At 44.5% G+C, this 11,647-nt stretch carries 9 protein-coding genes; 4 read left to right on the top strand and 5 right to left on the bottom strand.

What is annotated here, in order from left to right; translation table 11 throughout:
* Window positions 1–84 precede the first annotated feature (84 nt).
* The 5 genes from RA156_RS09690 to RA156_RS09670 all read right to left on the bottom strand — a co-directional run bounded on the left by RA156_RS09690 (window position 85) and on the right by RA156_RS09670 (window position 3,761).
* The gene (locus RA156_RS09690) at window positions 85–504 is read right to left on the bottom strand and encodes an HYC_CC_PP family protein (protein ID WP_306639760.1); all 420 of its coding nucleotides are present in this window, start codon (window positions 502–504) and stop codon (window positions 85–87) included.
* A 135-nt stretch (window positions 505–639) separates the two neighbouring features.
* Window positions 640–1,362, bottom strand: a complete 723-nt coding sequence (locus RA156_RS09685) for a heavy-metal-associated domain-containing protein (protein WP_306639759.1) — start codon at window positions 1,360–1,362, stop codon at window positions 640–642.
* Window positions 1,363–1,431: 69 nt separating this feature from the next.
* Window positions 1,432–1,998, bottom strand: coding sequence for a helix-turn-helix domain-containing protein (locus tag RA156_RS09680; RefSeq protein ID WP_306639758.1), 567 nt, complete (start codon window positions 1,996–1,998; stop codon window positions 1,432–1,434).
* Between the two features lie 172 nt (window positions 1,999–2,170).
* Window positions 2,171–3,037 (bottom strand): hypothetical protein, encoded by an 867-nt coding sequence (locus RA156_RS09675; protein ID WP_306639757.1) that lies wholly within the window; start codon window positions 3,035–3,037, stop codon window positions 2,171–2,173.
* 61 nt (window positions 3,038–3,098) lie between these two features.
* Window positions 3,099–3,761 (bottom strand): hypothetical protein, encoded by a 663-nt coding sequence (locus RA156_RS09670; protein ID WP_306639756.1) that lies wholly within the window; start codon window positions 3,759–3,761, stop codon window positions 3,099–3,101.
* Window positions 3,762–4,100: 339 nt separating this feature from the next.
* On the opposite strand from RA156_RS09670, the gene ppk1 reads away from it, so the two are divergent.
* The 4 genes from ppk1 to RA156_RS09650 are packed head-to-tail and all read left to right on the top strand — an operon-like array spanning window position 4,101 to window position 11,645.
* A complete protein-coding gene (ppk1, locus tag RA156_RS09665; protein WP_306639755.1) occupies window positions 4,101–6,089 on the top strand; it encodes a polyphosphate kinase 1 in 1,989 nt (662 codons plus the stop codon).
* Window positions 6,076–7,173 (top strand): adenylate/guanylate cyclase domain-containing protein, encoded by a 1,098-nt coding sequence (locus RA156_RS09660; RefSeq protein WP_306639754.1) that lies wholly within the window; start codon window positions 6,076–6,078, stop codon window positions 7,171–7,173. The genes ppk1 and RA156_RS09660 overlap by 14 nt, the downstream gene beginning before the upstream one ends.
* Window positions 7,151–7,960 (top strand): SdiA-regulated domain-containing protein, encoded by an 810-nt coding sequence (locus tag RA156_RS09655; protein WP_306639753.1) that lies wholly within the window; start codon window positions 7,151–7,153, stop codon window positions 7,958–7,960. The genes RA156_RS09660 and RA156_RS09655 overlap by 23 nt, the downstream gene beginning before the upstream one ends.
* Window positions 7,953–11,645 (top strand): metallophosphoesterase, encoded by a 3,693-nt coding sequence (locus tag RA156_RS09650; RefSeq protein WP_306639752.1) that lies wholly within the window; start codon window positions 7,953–7,955, stop codon window positions 11,643–11,645. Before RA156_RS09655 ends, RA156_RS09650 begins: the two co-directional genes overlap by 8 nt.
* Window positions 11,646–11,647: the final 2 nt, after the last annotated feature.

Here is an 11,647-nt window from a genome sequence, read left to right as displayed (position 1 = left end):
ACAAATAATTACTAAGTTCTGGAACGCATTTGTTCCGTGCACTGCATGATGTATTATGCGGTGCCACATGAAATGGTATTTGGTTTAAAGAAGAAATGACTGAATGAAGACAGGGATGTCCAAATCCAGCAAGGGGGGAGAATATTTTAAATACTCGGCTTCAGTTGAAGCATCAAAAAAATAAAGATTAATGTAGCCGATGATGAACGCGGCTATAAAGCCAATTTGTAATGGGATTTCAACAATGCTCGAGCTTCTATAGTCATCCTCAATCTCAAACCGAACATACTGATTTTCACAACAGCTTTTTGACGTTATAGTTGGTGATTCATGGTGTTTTTCACAGTATGGTTCCATTTCGGTCATTCCGCAACTCAAATCTTCCTGTCCCAACATGATACTGGTCTTGACCGCCTTTCCTCCGCAGTAGTGCGTAGCAAGTGTGATGCCTACATTAGATGTAAGCATCAGCACCGACAGGAATATGGCTAAGACTTTCTTCATTTTACATTCTTGGTAAAGTAAAATTAACCGATTGGATTTTATTCGAACATGATGCGTGTCATCAATCCGAATTTAGGGCATTGATTCTTATCAGTTGTTACATAATTCTAACTTTTTTTCAGAGTACTGACATGTTTACAGGATATAAAGCATCAATGTTGCCATGCCTACCATTGTCAAATTCTCTACAATCGTAACGGTACTCATAGGCAGATTAAAGACATCACCCAGGCAGGCACATTTAATTTTTTGCATATCCAAGTTGCTTTTTATTACGCCAATGCTGCTTATTCCGAGAACGATGACGGTGGCTAGGTTGGTTTCAAATGGAGCAAAATTAAGTAGGTATAAAATACCAAGAGCTAATTCGACAAATGGGTAAATGTATCCCCATTCTTTCCGCTTTGCAGCTACAATATCATACTTCCGGTAGGAGTTAGCAAAGCCTTCAAGATTTAGGAACTTAAAGAATGCGAAGACAATAAAAAAACCTGCCATGAAATGTCTCATCCAAAGCATACCAGAAAATGCTTCAAAGGGATATTGAGCCAAAAAGCTCACTCCGGAGATAAACGCAACGATAAGTATAAGTGGTTTATAGGTATTGATGGACTTCTCCGGTAGGACTATTTCGATATTTGATAAAGGAACTGTTTTTTCAATGGTGTAGTTGCCTACTCTGCTTAGTTTGTTATTCAATAATCCAACAGGGATTTCTTTTAGCAAAACAAGAGTTCCTTGTGGGGCCTTTAGTTGAACCTGGGCAGATTTCACTTCCGGGATAGCTTCCAAGGTCTTTTTGACTTTGAATACGCATCCTTCACAAGTCATTCCAGATATGTTGTATTGTTTTTCCATACAACAAAGGTCGTTAGGAAGCCAAAGGTTTGTGTTATGAAATTCGGTGAATATGTTTCAGAATTTTGACTAAATGGAATCCAGTGAACGGTGTCTAGGCTTTCGCTGCTTCTTAAATTCCGTTGGGGTCATTCCAGTTTCTTTTTTGAATTGAGATGAAAGGTGAGCCAAACTGCTGTAGTTGAGTTGAAAGGCAATTTCTGATAGGGTCAACTCACCGTAAAAAAGTAGCTCCTTGACCTTTTCAATCTTTTGAGAAAGCACAAACTTCTCAATGGTGATGCCTTCTACAGATGAAAATTGACGACTTAAGTAGCTGTAGTCGTGATGGAGTTGGTTGCTCAAGAGCTCAGAATAATTGCCTACAAAGGGTTCTTGGGAATGGTGAATCGCGCCGATAATTATGGATTTTATTTGTCCTATCAGTTTCGAAGTCTTGTCTTCAAGAAGTTCAAAACCTCTCTGGGATAATTGGTTTTGGATGACTTGCTTTTCTTCCTTATTCAATACATGTAACGTGACTACTTCACCTAGTTGTATGTATGCGATCTCAATCTTCAAATCGTGAAGGAGCTCCCTAACAGTTTCTATGCATCTTGGACAGACCATGTGCTTGATATAAAGTTTAGTTTTCATTTGCAGGAGGCTAAAGAGATGTGTTTTCTGGTTAGGGAATATAAAGGGGAAGAGATAATCATCGAAATTTTTATTAATAATTGAGCGAGACGAGCAACGTCGATTTAGTCTTGAACTGGCCAGAGGTGATTCAACTGTATTTGTAGTTGTCATCTTCGGTCAATTGAAGTTTTTATAATGATTCCAACCCCGCCTCACTCTTCTTCAACATCCTCATCGCAATGAAGTAATGCAGCAACGGAATCGCAAAAATGAAGAAGGTGAAGAGCAAGAAAGGAACAAAGAACCCGAGGATATATGGGTTGATAAATCCACAACAGTAGTCGGTGATGGTGTCTTCTAGTTCTTGAACGTCGGCCGCGAAATCAGCCTCTAGCCAGGCATCAAAGGCAGCCTCGAAGGTCTCGTATTCGATCATTAGACTTTCACCCACTCCAGCCTTGTCTAGGGTTTTCATGGCAAAGTAGTAGGAGACACCCTTTTCGTATTCAAGAAGATTTTCTTCAATATCATCAACCAACACAAACTTGGCGAATTGGGTTACCAGCCATCCATTACCTTCAGCTTCGCTGGAAGCCTCAATAGCAGCTTCGGCCATCGTGTGATTCAGCTCCTTGACATAGGCTCCGCTCTGAAGGATGAAGTTGGCTCGCTCGTATAGGAGTCTTCTCGTTTCGTCATCTTCAACTAAGTACTCTCCGAGCAGGTTCATCGAGACATCCACACCATGGTGAATCTCGTTTCGAACGACTTTCTTGGTTCCCACGTAAGTGAAAAAAGTCAAGCTCAGGAATAGCACGCACAGGAACATGATCGGCGAGTACATGAAGTTCAGCACTTTACCAATCTTCTTGGTTACCGGACGTGAATACACACCTTTCTTTCTACAATAACGCACGGTCACAATCCCTAGAACCACGCCAACGATGAATCCGATAAACACCCACAACATGAATGTGGGGAGGTTATTCCAGACAATCTCACCAATGATCTTGAGAATCTCCCAGGTGATTTCTCCGGCTTGTTTGGCTGTTTCCATTTGCGTTGAGTTGCGATCGTCTTATCATAGAACGACAACTCAAGATAGGAGGATAATTGCGTTATCCCTGTCGGAATACATATCGAGCACCAAAACCAGCATGAGCAATAGGCTCAAAGGAGAAGTTTGAAATACGGTTGTACATCGAGAAATCAAGGAATACAACAAATGGGAATTGCATCAAAGCGTAGTCTAGCCCAGCCGTAACGTCCATACCAAGGCCTAAGTAGTGAGAGGGGTCATTGATCACCTGAATGTAACGCTCTGATTCAGGCACTGGACTCGGTTTGATCTCATAGACGATATAGGAGTATCGCTCATAGCGCAATTGCGCACCACCTCCTGCATACCAACTCATGCGAGTGGCAGAATTGGTTCGAGGGTCTACTACGAACCCACGAAAAAGTCTTCGAACTTGAAGTGCCAGTTCAGGTTCAATATCACTTCGAAGCAACACCGCTTCATACGACGGATCTGCATTCGCCTCCTGCCAGAAGGTTTGATCCTCTAACCATTGATCGAATTCTGTACTGCGTTTTCGGTTGTGGTATTTGAGGTAAGTTCTCCCCAAATTAACTTCCCAAGCTCCACGATCATCACCGCGAGTGTAACTGATGCCCGTGAGATCCCCGAAACGTAGTCCGACGGTTTGTTGTTGTGAAAACAGGGTGGTAGAGAAGCCGAGCAGTGTGACCATGAAGGTCAGGCTTCTAAGCGTTTTCATGACTGAGTCTAGTTGGTTTGTTTCCTTAACGCAGAGCGGATTCACCTTATTTTGCTTGGTAGTCGAGAGACTAGGGACTAGAGACTAGGATTAGGGGGGAAGGTTGGGTGTTTTCGTAGTTCGTGGTTCGTAGTCCGTGGTTCGTGGTCCATGGTTCGTAGTCTGATACCAAAGACTAAGAACTAACAACCAAAAACCAACTCCCCCCGTCCACAGTCCACCGTCCACCGTCTACCAAAGAAGTGTTACCACTCCCGCAATTTGTGTTATCCGACTTGAAAGCGAATTCGTTACTTTGATCTAGAATACCTTTCGCTTTACTATACCAATCGGACAACCATGTACCAGGATAGAGACCTTAGTTGGCTAGCATTCAATGAACGTATTATTCAAGAGGCTGAAGACAAGAACAACGCCTTGACAGATCGCATGAAATTCTTGGCGATCTACTCATCCAACCTTGAAGAATTCTATAAAGTACGCGTGGCGAGCCACCGCTTCGCTCAGAAGTTCAAAGGAGACAAGAAGAACAAATTCGGTTTCAAACCTTCTTTCGTCTTGAATGAAGTGAGTGAAATCGTCGATCGCCAACAAGAACGGCTTGGGAAGGTCTTTGTCGACGAGATTCTTCCGATGTACGCTGAACGCGGAATCCTGCTGGCTGGAAATGGCGATTACACACGCACCGATAAACGAAACATGCGTTCAATCTTCGATGAGAAGTTGAAAAAGGATGTGGTATTCAAAGACATCACCAAGGAAGACCGAATCGAACTCCGTAACCAGCATGTCTATCTCTATGCGGTAACGGAAGACCAGCAATGGATAATTGATCTAGACTACGAACGTCACGGACGCTTCATTGAATTGCACAACAATGGTTCACGAAGAAAGATTGCCCAGCTCGATGACATCGTTAAATACAACATAAAAGAACTCCTTGGTAAAGACGCTGAAGTTTATGCCATCAAGGTGTCTCGCGATGCTGAACTCTACATCGAAGAGGAACAGGAGCTAGACATCGTAAAGAAGATCAAGAAGAGTGTAGGGAAACGAGAAACCGGTCTTCCAGCACGCTTACTTTTTGATCAAGAGATCCCTTACCGCCACTTGAATATCCTTCGAAAGAAGGTTCAAATCGAAACCAGCGGATTGATCCCAGGTGGACGTTACCACAACTTCTATGACTTTATGGGCTTTCCGAAGCCTTCTGATGAAGTGAGTAATGACCCTGAATTGATCTTGAGTTCGAAGCTTGAGTCAAAGAAGAACTGGATGAAATTGCTGAAGAAGCAAGATGTATTCTTGAGCTTTCCCTACCAACCATACGATTACGTGACACAGTACCTTGATCAACTATGCACTGATCCTGATGTCACTGAAATCAATATCACTCTTTATCGTGTTGCCCGTGAATCAGCCATTTGCCAGAGCTTAGAGAAGGCGGCCATGATGGGTAAGAAAGTATTCGTTCTTGACGAAGTGCAAGCCCGTTTTGATGAAGAGTCTAACATCTATTGGGGTGAGCGACTAGAACAAGCAGGTGCAACGGTTCGCTACGGCGTCCCTGATCTGAAGGTGCATGCTAAGGTATTCGCCGCGAAGCGGAAAGAGGGAGATAAAGAAGTCTGCTACGCCTATTTCGGAACAGGAAACTTCAACGAAAAAACTGCCAAGATCTATGGTGACCATGCATTGTTCACTACAGACAACGCATTGACAGATGATCTTGACCAACTTTTCGATTTCTTGAAGGGAGACAAAAAGAAAGTTAAGCCGGCGGCGTTGCTATGCTCACCATTTAACTTGCGCTCGCAAATGCTAGAAAAGATCCAACGAGAGATTGATCTAGCGAGCAAAGGGAAAGACGCTTCGATGCAAATCAAGGTCAACAGCTTGGAAGACCCGGAAATGATCAATGCTATCCGAAGCGCCGCCGACGCCGGAGTGAAAATCAATATGATCGTAAGAGGAATTTGCTGCTACACGCCGCTCAATGATGCTCAAAAGAAGAACATCAAGGTGGTGAGTGTAGTCGATGGCTTCTTGGAACATACACGCATCTTCCACTTCAATAATAACGGTAAGCCTGAGGTTTACTTGGCATCTGCAGATTGGATGACGCGGAATCTTTCACATCGCGTAGAGGTCGCTTTCCCAATTACCAATGAGGCAATGAAACAATTGCTTCTCAAAGAAATGGAGCTTCAGTTGAGTGATAATGTCAAAGGACGAGACGTCATGACCAATACCTATTTGAAGGGAAGGAAAAAGCACTCATCTCAGCGCCAAATGTTTGATGTAATTAAAGCTTATGAGCGGGGTTAATAGACGACAGTTCAAACGAAACTTCGTCATCTACTTCATTGTATTGGTACTTTCCAATACAGTGTTCTTCATCACCAGAAACGGTGTCTTAAGAGCTTATGGGATAGAGCCACTAGAATTTTCTTATCTCGAGATTGGGCAGCGTTTTCCATTCTATGCTACAGCAATGATCGTTGCTTCGGCAGCGATTTCAGCACTACTTTCTTTGACTGACCTTTATGTCATTCCGAGAATCATGCATGCCAGATCGTTCCTCTTGACTCTGCTTTCTACGTTTTTGGTGAACTTCGGGTTGATGTTGGCTTTCGTTTATTTGTTTGATACGGTGATCCATCGATATTTCGAACATCTAACTGGAGGAGATACCATGCGAGTAAATCGAGCCGAGCTGGCGATTAGTATGATACAGCTCTTCTCTGCGATGATCATTTCTCGAATTCTTATTGAAATTGATCGAAAACTTGGTCCTGGAAATCTCTGGAAATTCATCCTTGGACGATTCTACAATCCTCGTGAGGAGGATCGCATCTTCATGTTTATTGACCTCAAAGGATCCACTACAATTGCTGAGAAGCTTGGACATTTCCAATACAGCAAGTTGCTGCGAGATAGCTTCCAAGATTTAGCAGTGGTTGACCAGTACCACGCTGCCGTATACCAATACGTTGGTGATGAGGTAGTACTGAGTTGGTCAGCAAAGAAGAAGAAGAATTTCGGACGCATCATTCCCGCTTTCCTTGAGTTCCAGAGAAGAATTAACTCGCGTAAGGACTATTACATCGAGAACTACGGCTTAGTTCCAGAATTCAAAGCAGGAGCACATGTGGGGCCGGCGATTATTTCTGAAGTCGGAACAATCAAACGTGAAATAACCTACCATGGCGATACGCTCAACACCACCTCACGCATCCAAGAGCAATGCAATGTGTTCGAATCACATCTCCTGGTGAGTTCTGATCTGCATAGCGTGATGCATGAAGAATCTCCTTATGAGTTCGTCACCGGCGGACATATTGAGTTGAAAGGAAAGAAGAAGATAGTTGAAATCTTTAAAGTGAAGAATGAATTCGATGTGGTTGCCTAACGTTATCACCGGCTGCCTACTGGCACTAACTAGCTGCACTCCTCCTGCAACGCAAGGTCCGTACGATTATAACCGACCTTCAGAAGTAGTTACGCTCGGACACACACTCCAAGAGGTGTCGGGTCTGCAGTGGATTGGTGGAGATAAGCTCATTTGCATTCAAGACGAAAAGGCCAATATCTATACGATTGATCCGTACTCAGGAGTCATTGAAGACAAGTTCGATTTCGGACATAACGATGACTTCGAAGGAATCGCTCGCATTGGCAACAAGAGCTACATTCTTCGCAGTGATGGAGATATCTTTCTATCGGTCGATGGAGAGAAGGCAGAGCACTTCGAGTTTGAAGGAAACAAAACCTCAGAGTTCGAAGGCTTGTGTTTTGATGCGAAGAATCAAAGACTCCTAGTCGCTTGCAAGCAGCATGGAAACAAGAAGAAACGCGATCATCAATACATCTATGCTTTTTCAATTGAGAAGAATGCCTTCGAAGAAAAGCCATTGATGAAACTTGACAAAGCACGATTTGATCCAGAGTTCAAAGCCTCGGGAATCGCCATCCATCCGTTGACAGGAGAGATTTACATCTTGAGTTCGGTTTCGAAATCGATTCTGGTCATCTCTGAGAAAGGAATCTTTAAGCAGATTTCACCACTGGATCCTTATATCTATCCGCAGCCCGAAGGGATCACCTTCGCTCCGGACGGGAAAATGTACATCGCCAACGAACAAGGCGATGATACCCCAACCATTGTCCACCTCGAAATGAAGACCAATCATGAATAGAATTCTGCTCATTCTTACGGTCATCTTACTTGCTTCATGTGCGAAGCAAGACATGTTCTACCAACGCGCTGAACGCGGATGGGAAGACACGCCGCTACCAACATCTGAGTTGGTTTATTCTTTCTACCTCGTTGGAGATGCAGGAGGAGACACGGCTTACTCTACTCCAGTGATGGATCGACTTCAAGATCAACTTGATGCGGCTCCAGCTGATCGTTCTGGTGTCATTCTTCTGGGAGACAACATCTACCCTGAAGGTATGCACAAGAAGAAGAGCAAAAAACGTCCGCTCGACGAGGAACGTTTGAATGTGCAGCTAGACGCGGTAAAATACTTCGAAGGCGACATTTTCGTCATTCCAGGAAATCACGATTGGGACCGTCAGGGTTCTGGAGGTTGGAAGCATGTAAAGCGCCAAGAGAAGTACGTTCAAGAGTACCTCGATAAAGGCAACGTATTCCTTCCAAGTCACGGTTGTCCGGGACCAGAAGATATTAAGTTGGCTCCTGGAGTGGTTCTGATCATCATTGATACTCAATGGTGGCTGCATGAATTTGAACGTCCGAGCGGAGAGAAAGATGGTTGTGATGTGCGCAATGCGTCTGAGCTCATGGTTCAGTTCAAAGATCTATTGAAGAAGTACCGCAATCAGCACGTGATCGTAGCAGGGCATCATCCCTTGTACAGCAATGGACATCATGGTGGCCATTTCGAAGTGAAAGACCACTTGTTTCCTTTGACGGCTGTGGCTGACAAGGCCTACATTCCATTACCAGTCATCGGTAGTATTTACCCGCTGTACCGCAAGTTTTTTGGGCATCCGCAAGACATCGCTCACCCGGTGTATTGGGAGATGCGTGATCAGCTATTGTCAGCAATGAACGAGTACGAGAACGTGACTTATGTAGCTGGACACGAACACAATCTCCAGTATGTTTCAAAGAACAATATCCATCACATCGTAAGTGGTGCGGGTAGCAAAGTCACCCACCTCAAGTATGACAACCAGATTCAGTTTGGTGCTGAAGAGCGTGGTTATTCAAAGATCAATGTCTACGATAACGGTGAAGTTTGGGTTGAGTTTTATACCACTAACGTGGAAACGCGCCAGGAGACGCTTGCCTTCCGTAAGATGTTGTTTCAGCGTGATTTGGTGGGGGTGAAGGCTATCGCCGAAGTGGAGAAGGTGTCTTACGAAGGGCAGTTCGCCACAGTAGTACCAGATAGTAGCTTCGACGCAAGCGGCCTCAAACGTGTCTTCTTTGGAGATTTGAACAGAGACCTATGGTGTACTCCGGTAAAGGTTCCTTACCTCGATATCCATTACGTTCATGGCGGACTCACTCCGATCAAGAAAGGAGGAGGGATGCAAACGTTATCGTTGCGCATGCAAGGAGGAGATGGCAAGCAATACGTCTTGCGTGGAATCAAGAAGAATTCAACCTTCTTGACAGCGAAGAACTTGAGAGGAACCTTGGCCCAAGACATTATCTATGATGGTATGGCTGGTTCGCACCCTTATGCTTCTGTAGTGATCCCAAAATTGTCGTCGGCAGCAGGGGTGTACCACAGTAACCCAACGCTGGTCTACCTTCCAGATGATCCAATTTTAGGTGACTATCAAGAGGAGTTTGGCGGAATGTTCTGCTTATTTGAAGAACGTCCGAATGACGACATGAGCGACGCTGATTCATTCGGGAACTCAGAAGAAGTGATCAACTACCACGAAGCCATCGAAGAGATGCATGATCACTATACGCACGTGGTTGACAAAGAGTATATGGTCAAAGCACGTCTGTTCGATGTCTTGATCGGAGATTGGGATCGTCACGACGACCAGTGGAGATGGGGCGTATTCAAAGAAGGGAAATACACCTACTACCGCGCCATCCCTCGAGATCGTGACCAGGCCTTTTTCCAGTTTGATGGCTTATTCTTGAACTTGGCAAATCGTAAGTGGACCATCAGAAAATTCCAGCCATTCCGTGAAGAGATTCGCGATATGATTGGGCAGAATTTCAACGCGCGCTACTTCGATCGCTCTTTCTTGGTGGAAGCCTCTCGTGAAGACTTCATCGCCGCTGCCAAGTACTTACAGGAGAATGTCACTGATGAGGTGATCGCTGCCGCCTTTGCAGATCTTCCACCCGAAGGGTTTGAAGTGAATGGAGAAGAAATCATCGAAGTATTAAAAGCACGAAGAGCCAACTTGGTCGAATTTGCTGAAGAGTACTACGAGATTCTAGCCAAAGAAGTGAGTATTGCAGGAACCTTGAAAGACGACTACTTCGACGTAAAGCGCCATGACGATGGGTCAGTGGAGGTGAATGTCTACCCTAGAAAGAAAGGGAAGAAGAAAGAAAAGAAGCAGTACTACCACCGCATCTTCTACCCAGACGAGACTAAAGAAATCAGACTCTATGGAATCGAAGGAAACGATGAGTACAAGATCAAAGGGAAGGTGGATGAGAGTATTCTGATTCGCATTATCGCCGGAGACCAGAGTGATCATATCGAAGACAAATCGAAGGTGCGTGGCTTGAAGAAAATGACGCGTATCTACGAAGTAGAAGGGAACAACGAAATCGAATTCGGTAAAGAAGCGAAGATGGTCGTAGCCGACGAGATTGATCCGATGGATTATGATCGAAAAGACTACAAGACCAATGTGCTTGCACCTTCTGCTTCTCTTGGATTTAACCCGAATGATGGCTTCTACATAGGTCCTGGGTTTAGACTCGTGAAACAAGGCTTTAAGAAGTCGCCATTTGCGCAAGAGCACAAGCTAACGGCACACTACGCCTTTGGATCCGAAGGATATAACATTGATTATCAGTTCCAGTACGTGGATGTCTTCGGGAAAGCAGACCTCGCAGGAAAGCTGGAATTAACGCAGCCATTGGTCTTCCAGTACTTTGGAGCAGGGAACGAGACCCAGGTTGAGAATCAAGAGATCGAGAACAACCAAGTTCGAATGAACGATTTCCAAGGGCAAGCGAGCTTGCGTTTCACCTCTAAGAGTCGTTCTCAATACCTTCAGTTCAGCTTAGGATATCAATATGCCGATGTGCTCGACGGACCCTTAGATGAAGTGAACCCATGGGAATACCAAGGACAAGACTTCGTAGGAGGAGGTTTTGAGTACGTTTATGAGAACACGGAAGTGATCAATTTCTCTAAGCGTGGCGTGTATTTCATGGCCGGAGCGTTCGCTAACAGTAGCATGACGAATGACAATGTTTCTTATGTGAAGGTTTCGTCTGAAGCTCGCTTCTACATCCCGATTTCCTTCTTGAGAAACAAAGCATCTTTGAATTTCCGAGTGGGAGGAGAACATAATTTCGGAGATTACGCGTTCTTCCAAGCAGCGTTCCTCAATGGATTCCAAAATTTCCGCGGAGTGCAACGTAATCGCTTCTCTGGTAGAACAAGTTCATACAATAACCTGGACCTACGTGTTAACTTGTTCAATGTCAAGAACTACATTGTACCTTTCAAGGTGGGTGTGGTCGGACATTCAGACGTCGCGAGGGTGTGGGAAGACAATGAGAATTCCGATCGTTGGCATGCAAGTTATGGAGGAGGTATCTTCTTGAACTTCATCGACGTATTCACCTTGGTAGGAACGTATTCAATCTCTGACGTGGATGAGATCCTGTTGATTGGAACACGATTCTACTTTTAAAC

This window comes from Sanyastnella coralliicola (assembly GCF_030845195.1).
GTDB lineage: Bacteria > Bacteroidota > Bacteroidia > Flavobacteriales_D > Sanyastnellaceae > Sanyastnella > Sanyastnella coralliicola.
The sequence above is the reverse complement of the archived record's forward strand: the minus strand, read 5'-3'. Positions and strand labels throughout refer to the sequence as shown.